This is a genomic window from Streptomyces sennicomposti (assembly GCF_019890635.1).
In the GTDB taxonomy this organism is placed as follows: domain Bacteria; phylum Actinomycetota; class Actinomycetes; order Streptomycetales; family Streptomycetaceae; genus Streptomyces; species Streptomyces sennicomposti.
In genome coordinates this window covers 160,804-180,783 of the sequence record NZ_JAIOAB010000004.1, presented here as the reverse complement: position 1 = coordinate 180,783, position 19,980 = coordinate 160,804, and the positions used below count along the sequence as shown (strand labels likewise).

Below are 19,980 nucleotides of genomic sequence, written 5' to 3'. Positions count from 1 at the left end.
CCACTGAGCCGGGGCGGCCCCTCAGGGCGGCGGCCCCGGCTGTCGTGCACCGGGGCGCCCGCCCGCCCGGCGGGCGATGTCAGGCGGCGGCGCGCCGGTCCGGACCCCGCCCGGCGGTCTCCGCCGTCGCGACGAACTCCTTGAGCCAGGACAGGAATTCGGGTCCCAGGTCCGGGCGGGCGCAGGCCAGGCGGACGACCGTGCGGAGGTAGTCCGCCTTGTCGCCGGTGTCGTAGCGCAGGCCGTCGAAGACGACGCCGTGCACCGTGCCGCCCGCGGCGAGTTCCTGGAGGGCGTCGGTCAGCTGGATCTCGCCGCCCCGGCCCGGCGGCGTGCGCTCCAGGACGCCGAACACCTCGGGGTCGAGGACGTAACGGCCGATCACGGCGTACGCGCTCGGCGCCTCCTCGGGCGCCGGCTTCTCCACCAGGCCGGTGACGCGTACGAGCCCTTCCTCGCCGGCCGGCCGGACGGCCGCGCAGCCGTAGAGATGGATCTGCGCCGGGTCGACCTCCATCAGGGCGACGACACTGCCCGCGCAGCGCTCGCGGACCTCCAGCATGCGGCTCAGCAGACTCTCGCGCGGATCGATGAGGTCGTCGCCGAGCAGCACCGCGAACGGCTCGTCGCCCACATGGTGGCGGGCGCACCGGACGGCGTGGCCGAGGCCGAGCGGATCGCGCTGGCGGATGTGGTGGATCGCGGCGAGGCGCGCGGGATCGCGCACGGCGTCCAGCCGCACGCTGTCGCCCTTCGCCGCCAGCGCCTGTTCCAGTTCGAAGGCCTGGTCGAAGTGGTCCTCGATGGCCCGCTTGTGCCGCCCGGTGACCATCAGGATGTCGTCGAGCCCGGCCGCCGCCGCCTCCTCGACGACGTACTGGATGGCCGGTTTGTCGACCACCGGCAGCATCTCCTTCGGCGTCGCCTTCGTCGCGGGCAGGAACCGGGTGCCGAGCCCGGCCGCCGGGACCACCGCCTTGCGGACGGGGCCGGCGGTGCGGGCCGTACGGGCTGTACGGGCCGGTGCGGAGGCCGGGTGCGAGGTGGACGCGGGACTCGGGGTGGCGGCGGGCGCGGAGTCGATCATGCGGTCATGCTGGCCCACGGGGATGAGAGCGAGCCCGGAGGGAGATGGGAGCGCGCTGTGTGCGGGAAACCGGCGGATTCCGTGCGGTCCGCGCCCTTCCCGTGCGGCCTACACCCTTTCCGCGCACACGAGTTGGGCGCCGCGTGACGGGGTTCTCCGGAATCGGGTGTGGATACTCGCGGTAACTCCCGGACCGATTCCCCGCATTGACGTACGAGCTTTTCGAACTCCTTGTTTCCGCTGAGTAACGTGTGCGAAAGTGAGCCACCCCGCGGGAGAGGCGACGGCCGGCCTCCCTTTCCCGGCCGGGTGCGCGCTCCTCGCGGCACCGCTTTCCCGAGGACGCATTCCGAGCGCCGTCCTGCGGCCTGGAAGGAAATGCTCCTGTGCGATCACCTCACCCCCCACCCCCTCCGTATCCGCCCCGGCCCGGCGGCCCGCCCGCCGAGTCCGACGACCGGCTCATCGCCCGGCTGCGCGACCCCGACGGCGGGCACCACGCCGTCGCGCTCCTGCTCGCCCGGCACTGGCGGGCCACCTACGACTACGCCGTCGTCTGCCTGGCCGCGCCGGGCGACTCGGCCGCGGCGGTGGCCACGGCCGCCTTCCGCCGGGTGCTGCGCCGGCCGGCCGGCGGCCCGGCCGACGGTCCGGGCGGCCGCGCTCTGCGCCCGCGGCTCCTCGTCGCCGCGCGGGAGACCGTACGGCAGTGGGCCGCCGACGAGACCGCCTGCGCCGTACTGCCGGAACTGCGCAGGCCGTCCGGTGGCCGCGGACTGCGCGCCGTGCGCTCCTTCACACCCGAAAAGCGACGGCTGGCCGAGCGGGCGTTCCACGATCTTCCCGACGCCCTCCGATGCCTGTTGTGGCACACCGAGGTCGAGGCCGAACCCATAACCGTACCGGCCGGTCTGCTGGCCATGACTCCGGAAACCGCGGCGGGCCTGCGCGCACACGCGCGCGAGCAATTCCGGGCGGGCTGCGTGCGCGTCCACCGGGAACTCGCGCCGACCGCGCGATGCCGTGTCCTCGGCCCCCTCCTCCTCGACGCCTCCGCGTTCGGCAGCGGACCGCCGCCGCCCGGTGCGCGCCGGCACCTGCGGGAGTGCCGCCACTGCGCCTACGCGGCGGAACAACTCGGCCACTTCGAGGGCGGCCTCGACGTCCTGCTCGCCGAGGCCGTCCTCGGCTGGGGTGCGCGCCGGTATCTGGACTCCCGGGCGGCGCGGAACGCCCTCGGCGGCGGGGACGGTCCGTACGCCGCCGGCCCGGACGGCACGGCGGGCGGCCCTGGCTCCCACGGCGGTGCGACCGGCGACGTCGGCCGCGAGGGAGGCGCCGAGTCCGACGGTCAAGGGGTTGACAGGCAGGGAGCCGCTGAGCAGTGGCGCAGGCACCGGACGGCCGTCGCGGTGGGCGCGGGGCTGGCGTCCTTGGTCCTGATCGCCGGTGTCCCGGGCGGCGGGGGGTGCGCGGAGGACCGGTCCGTGCCCGTTTCCCGCGCGGCCTGGAGCGTGCCCGGTGGCGGTGGCGGTGGCGGTGGCGGTGGCGGCGGCGGCGTCGGCGTCGGCCTGGACCGGGCGGGAACGCCGTCCCCAGCCCGGTCCGCGCCGTCCGCCACCCCGTTCCCGTCCACGGCACCCTCCGCCGGGTCGTCCGTCGCGCCCGTCGGTGCGGCCCGTCCGGACCGGGATTCGGTACGGCGGTGAGCCGCGGCTCGGCACGGGCCTCGGTCCGGCGACACGCGTCCGGTGATCGGTCCGGTCCGGCGGTCGGTCCCGCGGCGGTGGACGTGCGGTGAGTCACGGTCCGGCGTGAGCCGTCGGACAGTGGGCGCGGGGCCCCGGGAGGCCGGTCCGGCGGCCGACGGACCGGGGGACCGGAGCGGGTAGGCTTCCCGGGAGGGCGCCTCCGCGCCCGGCAGCGCACGGACGCGAAACGGGGAGGAACCGGCGTGCACGTCCAGGAGTGGCTCGACACGGTGCCCGCGGCCGCCGTCTACGGCGTGGTGGCCCTGGTCATCGGCCTGGAGAGCCTGGGCATCCCGCTGCCCGGCGAGATCATCCTGGTCTCCGCCGCGCTGATGTCCTCCCAGAACTCGGAGATCAACCCCGTCGTCCTCGGCGCCTGCGCCGTCGTCGGCGCGGTGGTCGGCGACTCGATCGGCTACGCCATCGGACGCAAGGGCGGCAGACCGCTGCTCGCCTGGCTCGGGAAGAAGTTCCCGAGGCACTTCAGCGAGGGCCATGTCGCCACCGCCGAACGGTCCTTCGAGAAGTGGGGCATGTGGGCGGTGTTCTTCGGCCGCTTCGTCGCCCTGCTGCGCATCTTCGCGGGGCCGCTCGCGGGCGTGCTGCACATGCCGTACTGGAAGTTCCTGACCGCCAACGTCCTCGGCGGCATCTGCTGGGCGGGCGGCACCACGGCCGTCATCTACTACGTCGGCGTCGTCGCCGAGTCCTGGCTGAAGAAGTTCTCCTACCTCGGCCTGGTCGCGGCCGTGCTGATCGGCCTCGTCTCGATGCTGGTGATCAAGCGCAAGGCGAAGAAGGCGCAGGCCGCGCACCAGGAGACCGAAAAACCGGAGCCGGTGCCCGCGGGCGAGTGACCGAGCGCCGGGGGCCTTTCCGGCGGATCCGGGAACGATCGTTCCCGATGCGCGGAACAGGCCCCCCGGCCTCCTGCGGCCCCCCGGCCTCCAGCGCCCACTCGGTCCGGGACGCCGCGGCGCCCCGGTCTCTGCCGGTGCCGGCCCCTACTTCTCGTGCACCTCGCGGTGCGCCGTCGCCAGCTCCGCGTACATCGTGCCGTTGAGCGTGACCCCCTGACGCTCCTCCTCCGTCAGCTCCCGCCGGACCTTGGCCGGCACCCCGGCCACCAGCGAGCCCGGCGGCACCCGCATCCCCTGCGGCACCAGGGCCTGCGCCGCCACCAGCGACCCCGCGCCGATCACCGCACCGTTCAGCACCGTCGCGCCCATCCCGATCAGGCAGTCGTCCTCGACCGTCGCGCCGTGCACCACCGCGTTGTGCCCGATGGAGACCCGCTCGCCCACACTGACCGGGAACCCGGGGTCGGCGTGCAGCGTGCAGTTGTCCTGCACGTTGCTGTCCGCGCCGACCGAGATCCGCTCGACGTCACCGCGCACCACCGCGCCGTACCAGACGCTCGCGCCCGCACCCAGCGTCACATCGCCGATCACCGTGGCCCCGGGCGCAACGAACGCCCCCTCGTCCACCTGCGGCTCCCGGCCGCCCATCCCCACGATCAGCGCCTCGTGCGTCATGCTCGTCCTGCCTTTCCCTGCCGTCGAAGGCCGCGGTCTCCGGGAACCGTACGTCATCCGGTGGGGTGAAGATCACAGGTGTCCGCACGCTCGGGCGCGGGCGAGGCTGAGTACCGTGAGCGGGTGCCCAAGCCCAAGAACACGTTCTCGTCCTGGCGGCGCCGCCTCGCGCAGCGCGCCGTCCACACGGCTTGGGCCTGGGCGCAGCGCACGGGCTCGGTCACGGCCGAGCGCCCCGGACGGCTCCGCTTCGGCGCCCTCGGCGAGGGAACCAGGCTCGCCTTCCCGCTCGGCACCGTCTTCGGCGAGCCGTGGATCCACCTCGGCGCGTACTGCATCATCGCCGAGCAGGTCACGCTGACCGCCGGTCTGATGCCCGACCTGGACCTCGGCCCGGACCCCATCCTGCGCATCGGCGACGGCGTCGTCCTCGGCCGCGGCAGCCACGTCATCGCCGACACGTCGGTCACCATCGGCAGCGACTGCTACTTCGGGCCGTACGTCTACGTCACCTCCACCAACCACTCCTACGACGACCCGCACCAGCCCATCGGCAGGCAGTGGCCGCGGATGGAGCCGGTGGAGATCGGACCCGGCTGCTGGATCGGCACCGGTGCGGTGATCCTGCCCGGTGCGCGGATCGGGCGGAACGTCGTGGTCGCCGCCGGCGCGGTGGTGCGCGGCGAGGTGCCCGACCACGCCGTCGTCGCGGGCGCGCCCGCCCGGGTCGTACGCCGCTGGACGCCCGCCGAGGGCTGGCAGCCGCCGCTGCGGACCCCGGCCCCGGTGCCGATACCGGACGGGGTCACGTCGGAACAGCTGGTGGCGGTGGCCGGGCTGGACGAGGAGACCGTGGCCCGCCTGGCGGACCTGGACGACGAGAACGCCTCCCGGTCGGCGGCCTCCTGACCCCGGCCGCGGACCGTCGTCCCCGACCGGCCCGCGACGGCTCGGATCGGCCCGGCCCGTCGCCTACCCGGTAGCCAGCAGCAGCGTCCCCAGCAGCGCCAGCCCCGCCCCGGCCGCCTGGACCGCGCGGAGCCGTTCGCGCAGGAAGCCGCGGGCGGCCAGCGCGGTCACCACCGGGTAGAGCGAGGCCAGCACGGCGGCGACGGTGACCGGACCGTGCTGGGCGGCGACCGAGTACGTGCCGTTGGCCGCGACATCGGCGAGGCCGACGAAGGCCAGCGCCGGCAGCGCGGCCCACGGGAAACCGCCCGCCGGCAGCACCGCGCCGCCCCGCCGCGCCGACGCGTACAGCGCCGCCCCGCCCGCCGCCACATTGGTCACCCGCTGCACGAACAGCGCGAGGAAGAGCCCCGTGACCGTGGTCGACGCCTCGGCGATCAGCGCGAACACCGTGCCGAACCCGAGCGCGGCGACGAGCGTCAGCCCGATCGTCCGCCGCTGCACGGCGGCGCCCCCGAGCTGCGGTCCGCCCGCGAGCACGACCCCGCCGACGGCGACCGCGATGCCCGCGACCTGGAGCAGTCCCGGCCGTTCCCCGAGCACCAGGCCGACTCCGATCGGCACCGCCACGCTCAGCGTGGCCAGCGGCGACACCACTCCCATCGGGCCGAGCGCGAGCGCCTTGTAGAAGGAGAGCAGCGCCACCGGCCCGACCAGTCCCGCCGCGACCGCGAACCACAGCTGCGGGCCGGCCTCGCTCCAGCCGCCCGTGGCCACCACGATCACGCCCAGCACCAGCGCCGCGATCGACTGCGAGACCACGACCACCGTCAGGGCCGGGCTGCGCCGGGTGAGCAGTCCGCCGCCGAAGTCGGCCAGGCCCCACAGGAGGCTGGTGGCCAGGGCGAAGAATGCTGTCACGGGACGCCTCGCAGTACAGTTCGGTGAACGATCGGGTGCAACCCACCGTAGTTCAGCCAAGTGAACTCTGTCATCCAGAATATTGGACGGAATGTGTCGGACCTCGACCTGCTGACCCAGTCCCTGGCGCGCAACGTCAAACGCTGGCGCACCGAGCGCGGCTTCACCCTCGACACGCTCGCCGCCCGCGCGGGAGTCAGCCGCGGCATGCTCATCCAGATCGAGCAGGCCCGCACCAACCCCAGCCTCGGCACCGTGGTCAAGATCGGTGACGCGCTCGGCGTCAGCATCACCACCCTGCTCGACTACGAGCAGGGGCCGCGCGTCCGGGTCGTCCCCGCCGACCAGGCCGTACGGCTCTGGCACACCGACGCGGGCAGCTACAACCGGCTCCTCGCGGGCGCCGAGGCGCCGGGCCCGCTGGAGATGTGGGAGTGGCGGCTGATGCCGGGCGAGGGCAGCCCCTCCGATCCGCACCCGGGCGGCACGGTCGAACTCGTGCACGTCACGGCGGGCGAGCTGACGCTCACGGTCGACGGCGTCGACTACCGCGTGCCCGAGGGCGCGAGCGCGTCCTTCGAGGCCAACGCCCCGCACGCCTACGCCAATACGGGGAAGACGCCGATGGAGATGATCATGGCGGTCTCGGTCCCGCCCGTGCACTGAGACGCCCGGCCGGAGCCCGCCGCGCTGCTGTTAGCGTGCCCGCATGCGCGCACCCATCGGAGACTTCCCGCAGGCCGTTGCCGCCCCCGACTGCCTCGACGAACTGGTCCGCCCGGTCGCCGAGGCCGTACGCCACTGGCGCGGCAGCGTCCCCGCCGAGCAGATCGTCTACGTCGACACCGACCCGCAGTGGGCGGATACCGCGACCTTCGTCGAGCACTACGGCCGTGAGCTGCTGGAGCAGTCCGCGAACTGCGTGGTGGTGGCGGGCAAGCGCGGCGGCGAGTCCCGGCTGGCCGCCTGTCTGGTGCTCTCCACCACCCGCGTCGACGTCAACGGCGTGGTCCGCCGCCGGCTCGACGCCCGCAAGGCCTCGTTCGCGCCGATGGACGTGGCCACGGGGGAGACCGGCATGGAGTACGGCGGCATCACGCCGATCGGCCTGCCCGAGAGCTGGCCCGTCCTGGTGGACTCCGCCGTGGTCGATCTGCCGTACGTGCTGGTCGGCAGCGGCCGGCGCCGCGGCAAGCTCCTGGTCCCGGGCAAGGCGTTCGCGGAACTGCCGGGTGCCGTGGTGGTGGACGGGCTCGGCGTCTGATCCCGGGCGGTCGGCAGGGCGGCGGGGACCAGCCGGCGGGCGGGTCCGCCCCAGTCGGGGTTCCACCCTCAGCCGGGGATCTGTCCGAGCCCGGGAATCTACCCCCAGCCGGAGGACCGGCCCCGGCCGGAGGATCTGCCTCGGCCGGGGGATCTACCCCAGCCGGGGGATCTCGATGGCCGGGCAGCGGTCCATGACCATGTCGAGCCCGGCCGCCCGGGTCCGCTCGTAGGCGGCCTCGTCGATCACGCCGAGCTGGAACCACACCGCCCCGGCGCCCTTGGCGACCGCCTCGTCGGCGACCGCTCCGGCCAGCTCGCTGTTGACGAAGACGTCCACCACGTCCACGTCGAACGGGATGTCCGCGAGCGAGGCGTAGCCCTGCTCGCCGTGCACCGTCTCCGCCTTCGGGTGCACCGGCACGATCCGCTTGCCGAACCGCTGCAGCACCTCGGCCACGCCGTAGGCGGCGCGGTTCCGGTTGGACGAGAGGCCCACCACGGCCCAGGTGTCACCGAGTTCGGTCAGGATCTTCCGGACCGTCGCCGCGTCGCCGTACCCCACAGGTCTCTCCTCGCGTCTCGGGCGGGCTCGTCACCCGGCCCTCACCCCCTGATCAACAGCGCCCCCGGCCGGTCGATTCCCCGGCCCGCACGGCTCGCACGGCCCGCGCCGCACGGCCGATCACCTCCCCGCGCACCTGCGGCCGACGCCACCGAGCCCTCCGCATAGGCTGGCCGGATGCAGGACGAGTACCGCACAGTCGCCCGCGCGGGCGTGCACGAGACCGAGATCAACCGTTCCCGCTTCCTGTGCGCCCTCGCCCCGGCGGCCACCGAGCAGGAGGCCCAGGAGTTCATCGCGGCCGTCCGCAAGGAGCACGCCGACGCCACGCACAACTGCTGGGCCTACGTCATCGGCGCCGACGCGGGCGTCCAGAAGGCCAGCGACGACGGCGAACCCGGCGGCACCGCCGGCGTGCCCATGCTCCAGATGCTGCTGCGCCGCGACATGCGGTACGTCGTCGCCGTCGTCACCCGCTACTACGGCGGGGTCAAGCTCGGCGCGGGCGGTCTCATCCGGGCCTACGGCGGCGCGGTCGGCGAGGCCCTGGACGCGGTCGGCGCCCGCACCCGCCGCCGGTTCCGCCTCGCCACGGTGACCGTCGACCACCAGCGGGCCGGCAAGGTGCAGAACGATCTCAGGTCCACCGGCCGGGAGGTGCGCGACGTCCGCTACGGCGAGGCCGTCACCATCGAGGTCGCCCTGCCGGACGCCGACGTCGACGCCTTCCGCGCCTGGCTGGCGGACGCCACCGCCGGGACCGCCGTCCTCGAACTGGGCGGCGAGGCGTACGGCGACGCGTGAAAACTCACGCGACGGAACGGACATTAACGTAACAAGCGGGGTAATCCGCTCCCTTCGGGGCGGGGGATGCGCGAGCAACCGCCCGTGATGTCGGACCCGGCCGTTAGTCTTCGAAAATCATGAGGCTGCTGCACACTTCCGACTGGCATCTGGGCCGGTCGTTCCACCGGGTGAGCATGCTCGACGCTCAGGCCGCGTTCATCGGTCACCTCGTGGCGACCGTGCGGGAGCGGGGCGTCGAGGCCGTGGTCGTGTCGGGAGACGTGTACGACCGCGCCGTGCCCCCGCTGGCCGCCGTCGAACTGTTCGACGACGCCCTGCACCGCCTCGCCGCCCTCGGCGTGCCCACCGTGATGATCTCCGGCAACCACGACTCCGCCCGCCGGCTCGGCGTCGGCGCCGGGCTGATCGGCCGCGCGGGCATCCACCTGCGCACCGAACCGGCGGCCTGCGCGACTCCCGTGGTGCTGGCCGACGCGCACGGCGACGTCGCCTTCTACGGGCTGCCCTACCTCGAACCCGCCCTGGTGAAAGACGCGTTCGGGGTCGAGAAGGCGGGCCACGAGGCGGTGCTCGCCGCCGCCATGGACCGGGTGCGCGCCGACCTCGCCGCCCGCCCGCACGGCACCCGCTCGGTCGTCCTCGCCCACGCCTTCGTCACCGGCGGCGAGGCCAGCGACAGCGAGCGGGACATCACCGTCGGAGGAGTGGCCGCCGTCCCCGCGGGCGTCTTCGACGGCGTCGACTACGCCGCTCTCGGCCATCTGCACGGCTGCCAGACCATCACCGGGCGCGTGCGCTACTCCGGCTCCCCGCTGCCGTACTCCTTCTCCGAGGCCGCGCACCGCAAGAGCGTGTGGATCGTCGACCTGGACGCCGACGGCTCGGTCACCGCCGAACGCGTCGACTGCCCGGTGCCGCGCCCGCTGGCCCGGCTCCGCGGCCCGCTGGAGGACCTGCTCGCCGACCCCGCGCTCGCCCCCCACGAGGAGTCCTGGGTCGAGGCCACCCTCACCGACCCGGTCCGCCCCGCCGACCCGATGGCCCGCCTCACCGAGCGCTTCCCGCACACCCTCAGCCTGGTCTTCGATCCCGAGCGCGCCCCCGACGACCCCGACGTGTCCTACGCCCGCCGGCTCGCCGGCCGCAGCGACCAGCAGATCGCCGAGGACTTCGTCGCCCATGTGCGCGGCGCCGGACCCGACGCCGACGAACAGGCCGTGCTGCGCGAGGCGTTCGACGCGGTCCGCCTGGACGACCCGGAGCACGAGGTGACGCGGTGAGCGCACGGCCGCACGCCCCGGCCGGCGACGGCGCCGCACAGCCGCACCCGGCGCGGACGCACCACGAGGGAGAGGCGCAGTGAGGCTGCACCGGCTGGAGATCACCGCCTTCGGGCCCTTCGGAAGCCGCCAGTGCGTCGACTTCGACGCGCTGTCGGCCGCCGGGCTGTTCCTGCTGCACGGCCCGACCGGCGCCGGCAAGACCTCCGTGCTGGACGCCGTCTGCTACGCCCTGTACGGCTCCGTGCCCGGCGCCCGGCAGAGCGGCCAGGGCGCCACCCTGCGCAGCGACCACGCCGACGCCGGCACCCGCACCGAGGTCACCCTCGACCTGACCGTGGCCGGCCGCAGGCTGGAGATCACCCGGCAGCCGCCCTGGGAGCGCCCCAAGCGGCGCGGCAAGGGCACCACCATGGACAAGGCGCAGACCTGGCTGCGCGAGTACGACGCGACAGCGGGCGCCTGGAAGGACCTCAGCGGCTCCCACCAGGAGATCGGCGAGGAGATCACCCAGCTGCTCGGCATGAGCCGGGAGCAGTTCTGCCAGGTGGTGCTGCTGCCCCAGGGCGACTTCGCCCGCTTCCTGCGCGCCGACGCCGAGGCCCGCGGCAAGCTGCTCGGCCGCCTGTTCGACACCCGTCGCTTCGCCGAGGTCGAACGCCGCCTCGCCGAACGCCGGCGCGCCACCGAGGCCCAGGTGCGCGAGGGCGACGCCGCGCTGCTCGCCGACGCGCACCGGATGCAGCAGGCGGCCGGCGACGCCATGGAGCTGCCCGACCTCGCCCCCGGCGACCCTGGCCTGGCCGAAGCGGTGCTCACCGCGGCGGCCGTCGCCCGCAGCACCGCCCGCGAGCAGCTCACCGCCGCCCACTGCCGCCTCACCGCCGCCGAGGCCGACCGGCTCGCCGCCGGACGCGCCCTGGACGACGTACGCGAACTGGCCAGGCTGCAACAGCGGTTCGCGGAGGCACGCGACCGTGCAGAACGGCTCGCACAGCGGGCCGGCGCCCACGAGGAGACCCGGGCGCGGATGGAACGGGGCCGCAAGGCCGAGACCGTCGCGCCCGCACTGGAACTCAGGGACGCCGCCGACGCCGAACACCGGCGCGCGGCCGCCGCCGACGCCTCCGCACGCGCCCGGCTCCCCGAGCGCTTCCACGACGCCGGCGCGGCCGGACTCGCCGCCGCCGCCCGCCGGGCCGCCGAGGAACTCGGCTCGCTGGAGTCGGCCCGCCGCGCCGAACGCCGCCTGGCCGGCCTGCTCGCCGAACGCGACGAGGCGGACCAGGAGGAGCGCGCCGACGCGGACGCGCTGCAGGAGGCCGAGAGCTGGCTCGCCGGCTGGGAGACGACCCGCGAGGCGTTGCGGAGCCGTGTCGAGGCCGCACAGGAGGCGGCCGGCCGGGCCGAACAGCTCGCCGTACGGCGCGAACCCGCCCAGGCGCGGCTCCGGGCCGCCCGCGAGCGCGACCGGCTGACCGAGGAGACCGAACGGGCCCGGCACCGCGCCCTCGCCTCCGGCGAGGAGTCCCTGAGGCTCAAGGAGCACTGGCTCCGGCTCAAGGAGCAGCGGCTGACCGGCATCGCCGCCGAACTGGCCGCGAACCTCGCCGACGGCGAACCCTGCGCCGTCTGCGGCGCCACCGCGCACCCCGCGCCCGCCCGCAAGGTCGCCGGACACGTCGACCGCGAGACCGAGGAGCGCGCCCTCGCCGACCACCAGGCGGCCGAGAGGCGGCACGCCGAGGACGAGCGCCGCCTCGCCGCCCTGAGCGCGGAGCTGTCCGCCGCCACCGCCGAGGCGGGCGACGCCCCCGCCGGACGACTCGCCGCCGAGGCCGAGGAACTGGACCGGCGGCTCGCGCAGGCCCGCCGGGACGCCGCCGCGCTGCACCCGGCCCAGGTCGAGCTGCGCGCCGCCGAACAGGAACGCGAGCGCCGCCTCGCCGACCGCAGGCGGGCCGAGCTGCGCGCGGCCTCCCGGCTGACCCGTCGCGAGAACCTGGAGCGCGAGCGGACCGCCCTGGAGGCGGAGATCGCCGAGGCCCGCGGCGCCGCCCCCAGCGTCGCGGCCCGGGCCGCCCAGCTGGAGCGCCGGGCGGCCCTGCTCACCGCCGCCGCCGACGCGGCGCGCGCCGTGGAGGAGAGCGCCGAGCGGCTCAAGGACGCCGACGGACGGCTCGCCGAGGCCGCCTTCCGGGCCGGCTTCGACACCCCGCGGGACGCGGCCGCCGCGCTCCTGGACGACACCGCCCACCGCGAGCTGCAACGCCGCCTGGACGCCTGGCAGGCGGAGGAGGCGGCCGTGCGGGCGGTGCTGGCCGAGGCCGACACCGTCGCCGCCGCCCGGCGGCCCCCCGCCGACGTCGCCGCGGCGGAGGCCGCCGCCGCGGACGCGGGCCGGCGGCTGCGCGAGGCCGCCTCCGCGCGGGACGCCGCAGCCCGCCGCTGCGAGGAACTCGACCGGCTCTCCGCCCGCGCGGCCACCGGCGTACGGCGCCTGGCGCCGCTGCGCGAGGAGTACGACCGGGTGGCCCGCCTGGCCACCCTCGCCGCGGGCACCTCCGCCGACAACGAGCGCAAGATGCGCCTGGAGTCCTACGTCCTCGCGGCCCGCCTGGAACAGGTGGCGGCCGCCGCCACCGCCCGGCTGCGGCGCATGTCGTCCGGCCGCTACACCCTCGTCCACTCCGACGACCGGTCCGGCCGCGGCCGCAGCGGCCTCGGACTGCACGTGGTCGACGCCTGGACCGGCCGGGAACGGGACACGGCGACCCTGTCCGGCGGCGAGACGTTCTTCGCCTCGCTCGCCCTCGCCCTCGGCCTCGCGGACGTGGTCACCGACGAGGCCGGCGGGGTCCGGCTGGACACCCTCTTCATCGACGAGGGCTTCGGCAGCCTGGACGACCAGACCCTCGACGAGGTCCTGGACGTGCTGGACTCGCTGCGCGAACGCGACCGCAGCGTGGGCATCGTCAGCCACGTCGCCGACCTGCGGCGGCGCGTCCACGCCCAACTGGAGATCGTGAAGGGGCGGTCGGGTTCCACGGTGCGGCAGCGGGGCCCGGCCTGACCGACGGCGGCCGTACGACGCAGGCCGTACGACGCAGGCCGTACGGACGCAGGCCGTACGACGAGGGCGTCCCCGGGCCGTCAGCGGCCGAGGGGACGGCGGGGCAGGGGAGAGGAGTAGACGACGCTCGTCGTCACCGACCCCAGCGCGCCGATCCTGCCCGACACCTCCTCCAGGTGCCGCATGGAGCGCGCGGCGACCTTGATGACGAAGCAGTCGTCGCCCGTCACATGGTGCGCCTCCAGGATCTCCGGCGTGGCGTCGACCAGATCGTGGAACGGCTTGTAGTTGCCGTTGGGATACCGCAGCCGCACGAAGGCGAGGATCGGCAGCCCCAGCCGGTCCGGATCGACCACCGCGGCGTAGCCCTGGATGACGCCCGCCTCCTCCAGCCGGCGCACCCGCTCGGTCACCGCGCTCGGCGACATCGACACGGCCCGCGCCAGCTCGGCGAAAGTGGCCCGGCCCTCCCGCTGGAGGACGTCGAGAATGCGCCAGTCGGTGGCGTCCGGGGAAAACGCGGTCATGGGCGAGGAATAGCAGGAGAATCCCCGGCGGATCAAGAGGTGTGCCGTGGATCGCCCCTTCAGGGCGGCGATCGCCGACCGTAGATTTCGGGCCGTCGAACGATCCGCGACGAAACGATCCACGGAAGGACCCCCGATGCCCCTCTCCGCCGCCCCGGCCCCGTCGGCGACCCCCGAGGCCTCCCCGGCCGCCGTCAGCCCCGTGCTGCGCGTCGCCCCCGCGGCCCCGGCCGAGGCCGCCGCCCACTTCCGGGCGAGCCTCGCCTTCCACACCGACGTGTCGGACGTCGCCGCCGCCCTCGCGGCCGGCGGCGACCCCGGGTTCGTCGTGGTCGACTCCCGTTCCGCCGAGGCCTGGGACCAGGGCCACATCCCCGGCGCGGTCCACCTGCCGACGGCGCTCGTCCCCGAGCGGGCCGAAGCGCTGCTGGACCGGTCCGTCCCGGTCGTCGTCCACTGCTGGGGGCCCGGCTGCGACGGCGCCACCCGCGCGGCGCTCGCCCTCGCCGAACTCGGCTACCGGGTCAAGGAGATGCTCGGCGGCTTCGAGTACTGGGTGCGCGAGGGTTTCGCTTACGAGACCCGGCAGGGCGTGGAGCGCCGCACGGCGGACCCGCTGACGGCCCCGGCCGAGGGTGACGCCTGCGGCTGCTGACCAGGGAACCGGGAAATCCGGGGGTCCGGGAACCCGGGGTCCGGGAATCCGGGGTCCGGGAATCCGAGGGTCCGGGGGTCCGGGAACGCGGGAATCCGGCGACCGGGGGCCCGGCGGCCCGCGCCGCCGCGCCGGGAGGGTGCGGCCGGAATCCGGCCGCACCCTCCCGCCGGGGTCACAGCTGCGACAGCTCGTCCACCAGGTCGTCCAGGCCCAGCGAGCCCTGCGACAGGGCCGCCATGTGCCAGGCCTTGGCGTCGAACGCGTCGCCGTGCCGCTTGCGGGCGTTCTCCCGGCCCAGCAGCCAGGCCCGCTCGCCGAGCTTGTAGCCGATCGCCTGGCCGGGCATGGACAGATAGCGGATCAGCTCGCTCGCCACGAAGTCCCGCGGACGGCTGCTGTGCGCGCCGAAGAACTCCAGCGCCAGCTCCGGCGTCCAGCGCTCACCCGGGTGGAACGGCGAGTCCGCCGGGATCTCCAGCTCCAGGTGCATGCCGATGTCGATGATGACGCGGACCGCGCGCATCATCTGCGCGTCCAGGTAGCCGAGCCGCCGCTCCGGGTCGGTGAGGAAGCCCAGCTCGTCCATCAGACGCTCCGCGTACAGCGCCCAGCCCTCGGCGTTGGCGCTGACGATGCCCACCGTCGCCTGGTAGCGCGACAGGTCCTCCGCCACGTGCGCCCACTGCGCCAGCTGGAGGTGGTGGCCGGGGACGCCCTCGTGGTACCAGGTCGAGACCAGGTCGTACACCGGGAACCGGGTCTGCCCCATGGTGGGCAGCCAGGTGCGGCCCGGCCGGGAGAAGTCGGCGGACGGCGCCGTGTAGTACGGGGCGGCGGCGCCGCCGGGCGGCGCGATGCAGGACTCCACCTTCCGCACCCGCTCGGCGAGTTCGAAGTGGGTGCCGTCCAGCGCGTCGATCGCCTCGTCCATCAGAGCCTGGAGCCAGGTGCGGACCTCGTCCACGCCCTCGATGTGGGCGCCGTGCTCGTCGAGGTGGGCGAGGGCCACCCACGGGGTCTCGGCGCCCGGCAGGACCTTCTCGGCCTCCTTCTTCATCTCGCCGAGCAGCCGGTGGAACTCCGACCAGCCGTACGCGTACGCCTCGTCCAGGTCCAGGTCGGTGCCGTTGTAGTAGCGGGAGAAGCGGGCGTAGCGCTCACGGCCGACCGTGTCCGGCGAGCCCTCGACCGCCGGCGCGTACACGTCGCGCATCCAGTCGCGCAGCTCCACGACGGCCGCGGTCGCCGCCCGGCCCGCCTCGTCCAGCTCCCCGCGCAGCGACTTAGGGCCGTCGGCGGCGAAGTCCTCGAACCAGCCGCGCCCCTGGCCGGTGTCCGACCACTCGGTGAGCTGCTCGACGAAGGTGGCCGTCGGCCGCGGGCCCGCGTACAGCTTGCGCTCCAGGCCGAGCGCCAGCGACGCGCGGTAGCCGCGCAGCGCCTCCGGCACGGCGCGCAGCCGCTCGGCGACCGCCGCCCAGTCCTCGTCCGTGTCGGTGGGGGTGATCGTGAACGCCTCGCGCACCGAGTGCACCGGGCTGTGGATGTTGCTCACCGCCCGCAGCGCCTCGTCGGCCTCGTGCACGGCGAGTTCGGCGGTCAGGCGCTCGCGCAGCAGCCGGGCGCACCGCCGCTCGATGTCGCTGTCCGCGCCGGGCCGGCTCTCGGCCTCCGCCAGCCGGGCCAGCGTGGTGCGCGCCAGCTCCGCCAGCGCCTCCTGACCGGCGGGCGAGGTGTCGGGCAGCCTGCTGGAACACTCCTTCACGCCGAGGTACGTACCGGTGAGCGGGTCGAGGGCGATGAGTTCGTCGACGTAGGCGTCGGCGACCTGACGGGGCAGCGGGCTCTTGGTCTGAGACATGCCGCCCATCCTCGTACGACCACACCGTCCGCGTCAGCCCGGTTACCGGACCGCGGGCGGCGTTCCGTCCGATATGCGGTCCCATTTCGCCGACAGCGTGTCCTGCTCCGCGCCGGGCGGCAGCAGCGGACCGCAGTCCCACTGCTGGAAGATCAGCCGGGTCTCCACCCGCGCCACCTCGCGCCGGGACGTGAACTCGTCCAGCACCAGTCGTTGCAGGTCGGCCATGTCGGCGACGGCCACATGGACGAGATAGTCGTCCGGACCGGTCAGATGGAACACGGTCCGCGACTCCGGCAGCGCCCTGATCCGCTCCACGAACGGCCCCACCAGCTCCCGCCGGTGCGGCCGCACCTGCACCGACAGCAGCGCCTCCAGACCCCGGCCGAGCCGGGCCGGGTCGAGCCGCAGCTGATGGCCGAGGATCACCCCCGAGCGGCGCAGCCGGTTGACCCGGTCCAGACACGTCGACGGAGCCACCCCGACCAGCGCGGCGAGATCGCGGTAGGTGGTCCGGGCGTCGTTCTGCAGCAGCCGCAGCAGATGGAGATCCACCGGGTCCAGTACGACGGATTCGGCCATGTGCCGAACGTAGCACGGAGTTCTCGTCGGCCACCCCGCCCGCTGTTCACCCTTCGGGCATGGACACGCCCTTGGACCCAGCGAGCACGTCCGCGTACGAGGACGTACGCACCGCCCCTTGCCGAGCACTGGCCACCGAGGCCGTGCACGCCGGCCGGGAGGACCTCGCCCGGCAGGGACTGCACGCCCCGCCGATCGACCTGTCCACCACCTACCCCTCCTACGACAGCCGGGCCGAGGCCGCCCGCATCGACGCCTTCGCCGCCGACGGCGCCGAACTGGACGGACCGCCGGTCTACGGACGGCTCGGCAACCCGACCGTCGCCCGGTTCGAGACCGCGCTGGCCCGGCTGGAGGGCACCGAGTCCGCGGTCGCCTTCGCCAGCGGCATGGCCGCGCTCAGCGCGGTCCTCCTCGTGCGCTCCGCCCTCGGCCTGCGGCACGTCGTCGCCGTCCGCCCGCTGTACGGCTGCAGCGACCACCTGCTGACCGCCGGACTGCTCGGCAGCGAGGTGACGTGGACCGACCCGGCCGGGATCGCCGACGCGCTGCGCCCGGACACCGGGCTGGTCATGGTGGAGACCCCGGCCAACCCCACGCTCGCCGAGGTGGATCTGCGGGCCGTCGCGCACGCCTGCGGCTCGGTCCCGCTGCTCGCCGACAACACCTTCGCCACGCCCGTGCTCCAGCGGCCCGCCGAGCAGGGCGCCCGGCTGGTGCTGCACAGCGCCACCAAGTACCTCGGCGGGCACGGCGACGTGATGGCCGGCGTGGTGGCCTGCGACGAGGAACTCGCCGGGCGGCTGCGGCAGGTGCGGTTCGCCACCGGCGGGGTGCTGCACCCGCTCGCCGGCTATCTGCTGCTGCGCGGGCTGTCCACCCTGCCGGTACGGGTGCGGGCCGCCTCCGCCACCGCCGCCGAACTGGCCGCCCGGCTCGCGGCCGACCCGCGCGTCGCCCGCGTGCACTACCCGCGGATCGGCGGCGCGATGGTCGCCTTCGAGGTGCACGGCGACCCGCACGCCGTCATCGGCGCGGTCCGCCTGATCACGCCCGCGGTGAGCCTCGGCAGCGTGGACACGCTGATCCAGCACCCGGCCTCCATCAGCCACCGCATCGTGGACGCGGAGGACCGGCGGGGCGCCGGCGTCAGCGACCGGCTGCTGCGGATGTCGGTGGGTCTGGAGGACGTGGACGACCTCTGGTCCGACCTGGACCGGGCCCTGGGCCGCGGCCGCACCGAGACCCCGGACGTGAAGGGCCTGCACGAGGCGCTGAACTGAACGGAACGAACGCCGGGCAGGCGACCCGAGCCCTTGGTCCCGGGGGAGGGCTCGGCCGCCTGCCCGGTTCACGCGCCTGCCCGGTTCGCGCCTGCCCGGTTCGGGGGACGGACTTCGCGCGGGAGTCCCGGCGCGGCCGGGAGCGAGCCGGCGGGTCGGGCCCGGGGTCAGTCGGCGAGGCGGGAGTCGTCGTACTCCCGGCTGACGCCCTCGTGGGGCAGCCGGGCGGGGACCGGGGACTTGTGCAGGCGGGCGGTGATCACCAGGGTGCCCTCCTCGATCTGGTAGTCGAGGGGGAGGCCGAGGCCGCGCATCGCGGTGACCATGCCGGTGTTGGACGCCTGCGTCACCGCGTACACGCTCGCGCAGCCCGCCTCGGCGGCCATCGCCACCAGACGGCCGAGCAGTTCGGCGCCGATGCCGCGCCGCTGCCACTCGTCCTCGACCAGCAGCGCGACCTCCGTCTCGTCGCCGTCCCACAGCAGATGGCCGAGGCCGACGATCCGCCCCGACGCGGTCTGCGCGGCGAGGGTCCGCCCGAAACGCGGGCTGAGCAGGTGGTTCAGATACCGGTCCGCGTCCCCGACCGGCCCGTGATAGCGCCGGCTCAGCGTCCGCGCCGAGCACCGCTCGTGCATCCGGCGCGCCTCGGGGAGGTCGGTCGCGTCGGCCCGGCGCACGGTGATCGCGTTGCCCTCGGGCAGGGTCAGCACGTCCCGGCCCGCCGGGATGCGCGGTCCGAGCAGCGTGTCCAGCTCCACCAACGCGCGGGCCCGGGCGAACTCGGTGGGCGTGAAGGGCAGATACGGCCGCTCGACGGTGATCACTCCGCCCTCCGGCGCGCGCAGCCGCAGCACCGTGTCCTCCAGCACCCCCTCGGCCGGCACCTCCTCGGGGCCCCGGCCGCCGCCCGCCGAGCGGGCGGGCAGCGAACGGATGGTGCACCGGCCCAGCAACTGCCGCAGAGCCAGCGGAAGTTCCGCCGCGTCCAGCGCGGTGCGCGTGGCCAGGCCCAGGACCCGGGTCGGGGCGTCCACCAGATCGTGCGCGTCGGCCCGCTCGATCCAGGTGTCGGCGCCGCCGGCCGACGCGACCGCCCCGGTGATCTCCGGCGCCTCGACCCGGCCGGGCGCGCGCAGCAGGAACTCGTCCACCGTGCCGTCGGCGAGCGGATGCGTCTGCAGGCTGAGGATGTCCACGTGCCGGGTGGCCAGCGCCGCGCAGAGCACGGCCAGCGAGCCCGGCTCGTCCTTCACCGTCGTCCGCAGCCGCCACAGGGTGCTCGGCGTCATCCCGTCGTCCGCCTCCGGGGCGGGCGCGGACTGCCCGGCCGGCCGCCGTGCGGCGGGGAGCGGCCGGGCGCCGGTATCGTGCGCCGGGGGAGCGTGCCCGTGGCGTCGTGCCCACCAGGTGTGGAACGCCGCCGTCCCGATCAGCGCCAGCGCCGAGATCAGCAGCAGCGCCGGTCCGTCGGGCCCGTGGCCGATCAGGTTCGCCACGCCGTCGGCGACGGCCACCGCCGTGAACAGCGCGGCGAGTTCGACCACGTCCCGCCGCCAGTGGTGCACCGGCCGGCCGTGCTTCGTCCGCGTCACATCAGACAGTTCTCCAGTCATACGGACCACTGTGAAGGAACGGTGTTGCGCGGTCGCGAACGTCCTGTGACTTACTGGTAAAGCATTGATTTGCCCCTCTTTGTGCTTCTTTTGCTCGGCGGCTGACGGCTGGTGACCGGTGTCCGGCGGCTGACGACCGGCGCCTGGCGGCGCCGGCAGCACGAGGGCCGATCCCCGCTCATCGTCCACGGCGAGGCCGGACGGGGCGGGCGGCAGCCGTACGGCCACGAGTCCACGCCGATCGGGGTGCATGGCCGACCGA

The 19,980-nt window shown here is 74.8% G+C and carries 18 protein-coding genes; 10 read left to right on the top strand and 8 right to left on the bottom strand.

Annotated elements, in window-relative coordinates:
* Positions 1–79 precede the first annotated feature (79 nt).
* Positions 80–1,087, bottom strand: coding sequence for a UTP--glucose-1-phosphate uridylyltransferase GalU (gene galU / locus K7787_RS04090; protein ID WP_169435928.1), 1,008 nt, complete (start codon positions 1,085–1,087; stop codon positions 80–82).
* 386 nt (positions 1,088–1,473) lie between these two features.
* Here galU and K7787_RS04085 point away from each other — a divergent pair, with 386 nt between their 5' ends.
* Together K7787_RS04085 and K7787_RS04080 are read left to right on the top strand one after the other, a co-directional pair.
* The gene (locus K7787_RS04085) at positions 1,474–2,796 is read left to right on the top strand and encodes a hypothetical protein (protein WP_223000517.1); all 1,323 of its coding nucleotides are present in this window, start codon (positions 1,474–1,476) and stop codon (positions 2,794–2,796) included.
* A 245-nt stretch (positions 2,797–3,041) separates the two neighbouring features.
* The gene (locus K7787_RS04080; protein WP_164387895.1) at positions 3,042–3,695 is read left to right on the top strand and encodes a DedA family protein; all 654 of its coding nucleotides are present in this window, start codon (positions 3,042–3,044) and stop codon (positions 3,693–3,695) included.
* A 147-nt stretch (positions 3,696–3,842) separates the two neighbouring features.
* Here the strand turns inward: K7787_RS04080 and K7787_RS04075 are convergent, their stop codons facing one another.
* On the bottom strand, positions 3,843–4,373 hold the full coding sequence (locus K7787_RS04075; protein ID WP_164387894.1) for a gamma carbonic anhydrase family protein: 531 nt from the start codon (positions 4,371–4,373) through the stop codon (positions 3,843–3,845).
* Positions 4,374–4,496: 123 nt separating this feature from the next.
* On the opposite strand from K7787_RS04075, the gene K7787_RS04070 reads away from it, so the two are divergent.
* Entirely contained in the window at positions 4,497–5,282 is a 786-nt protein-coding gene (locus tag K7787_RS04070) for an acyltransferase (protein ID WP_223000516.1), read from the top strand.
* 63 nt (positions 5,283–5,345) lie between these two features.
* On the opposite strand, the gene K7787_RS04065 is transcribed toward K7787_RS04070, so the two are convergent.
* Positions 5,346–6,203 (bottom strand): EamA family transporter, encoded by an 858-nt coding sequence (locus tag K7787_RS04065; RefSeq protein ID WP_223000515.1) that lies wholly within the window; start codon positions 6,201–6,203, stop codon positions 5,346–5,348.
* Between the two features lie 93 nt (positions 6,204–6,296).
* Between K7787_RS04065 and K7787_RS04060 the strand changes: the two genes are divergently transcribed.
* Complete coding sequence (locus K7787_RS04060) at positions 6,297–6,869, top strand: helix-turn-helix domain-containing protein (protein WP_223000514.1); 573 nt, start codon at positions 6,297–6,299, stop codon at positions 6,867–6,869.
* A 43-nt stretch (positions 6,870–6,912) separates the two neighbouring features.
* Positions 6,913–7,467, top strand: coding sequence for a YbaK/EbsC family protein (locus tag K7787_RS04055; RefSeq protein ID WP_164387497.1), 555 nt, complete (start codon positions 6,913–6,915; stop codon positions 7,465–7,467).
* 153 nt (positions 7,468–7,620) lie between these two features.
* Here K7787_RS04055 and K7787_RS04050 read toward each other — a convergent pair whose 3' ends face one another.
* Positions 7,621–8,031 carry a CoA-binding protein gene (locus tag K7787_RS04050; RefSeq protein WP_009187451.1) on the bottom strand — a complete coding sequence of 137 codons (411 nt, stop codon included), beginning with the start codon at positions 8,029–8,031 and terminating at the stop codon, positions 7,621–7,623.
* 177 nt (positions 8,032–8,208) lie between these two features.
* On the opposite strand from K7787_RS04050, the gene K7787_RS04045 reads away from it, so the two are divergent.
* The 3 genes from K7787_RS04045 to K7787_RS04035 all read left to right on the top strand — a co-directional run bounded on the left by K7787_RS04045 (position 8,209) and on the right by K7787_RS04035 (position 13,191).
* A complete protein-coding gene (locus K7787_RS04045) occupies positions 8,209–8,835 on the top strand; it encodes a YigZ family protein (RefSeq protein ID WP_223000513.1) in 627 nt (208 codons plus the stop codon).
* Between the two features lie 119 nt (positions 8,836–8,954).
* Positions 8,955–10,118 carry an exonuclease SbcCD subunit D gene (locus K7787_RS04040; RefSeq protein WP_223000512.1) on the top strand — a complete coding sequence of 388 codons (1,164 nt, stop codon included), beginning with the start codon at positions 8,955–8,957 and terminating at the stop codon, positions 10,116–10,118.
* A gap of 79 nt (positions 10,119–10,197) precedes the next feature.
* Entirely contained in the window at positions 10,198–13,191 is a 2,994-nt protein-coding gene (locus tag K7787_RS04035) for an AAA family ATPase (RefSeq protein WP_223000511.1), read from the top strand.
* A gap of 80 nt (positions 13,192–13,271) precedes the next feature.
* On the opposite strand, the gene K7787_RS04030 is transcribed toward K7787_RS04035, so the two are convergent.
* Positions 13,272–13,718, bottom strand: a complete 447-nt coding sequence (locus K7787_RS04030; protein WP_019981481.1) for an Lrp/AsnC family transcriptional regulator — start codon at positions 13,716–13,718, stop codon at positions 13,272–13,274.
* 136 nt (positions 13,719–13,854) lie between these two features.
* Here K7787_RS04030 and K7787_RS04025 point away from each other — a divergent pair, with 136 nt between their 5' ends.
* Positions 13,855–14,373: a rhodanese-like domain-containing protein gene (locus tag K7787_RS04025; protein ID WP_019981482.1), complete on the top strand. Its 519-nt coding sequence runs from the start codon at positions 13,855–13,857 to the stop codon at positions 14,371–14,373.
* Between the two features lie 175 nt (positions 14,374–14,548).
* Here the strand turns inward: K7787_RS04025 and K7787_RS04020 are convergent, their stop codons facing one another.
* Entirely contained in the window at positions 14,549–16,237 is a 1,689-nt protein-coding gene (locus K7787_RS04020; RefSeq protein ID WP_223000510.1) for a DUF885 domain-containing protein, read from the bottom strand.
* A 42-nt stretch (positions 16,238–16,279) separates the two neighbouring features.
* Positions 16,280–16,819: an Lrp/AsnC family transcriptional regulator gene (locus tag K7787_RS04015; RefSeq protein WP_019981484.1), complete on the bottom strand. Its 540-nt coding sequence runs from the start codon at positions 16,817–16,819 to the stop codon at positions 16,280–16,282.
* A 59-nt stretch (positions 16,820–16,878) separates the two neighbouring features.
* On the opposite strand from K7787_RS04015, the gene K7787_RS04010 reads away from it, so the two are divergent.
* On the top strand, positions 16,879–18,102 hold the full coding sequence (locus K7787_RS04010; RefSeq protein WP_199293084.1) for a trans-sulfuration enzyme family protein: 1,224 nt from the start codon (positions 16,879–16,881) through the stop codon (positions 18,100–18,102).
* A 167-nt stretch (positions 18,103–18,269) separates the two neighbouring features.
* Here the strand turns inward: K7787_RS04010 and K7787_RS04005 are convergent, their stop codons facing one another.
* Positions 18,270–19,718 (bottom strand): GNAT family N-acetyltransferase, encoded by a 1,449-nt coding sequence (locus K7787_RS04005; RefSeq protein ID WP_223000509.1) that lies wholly within the window; start codon positions 19,716–19,718, stop codon positions 18,270–18,272.
* Positions 19,719–19,980 lie beyond the last annotated feature (262 nt).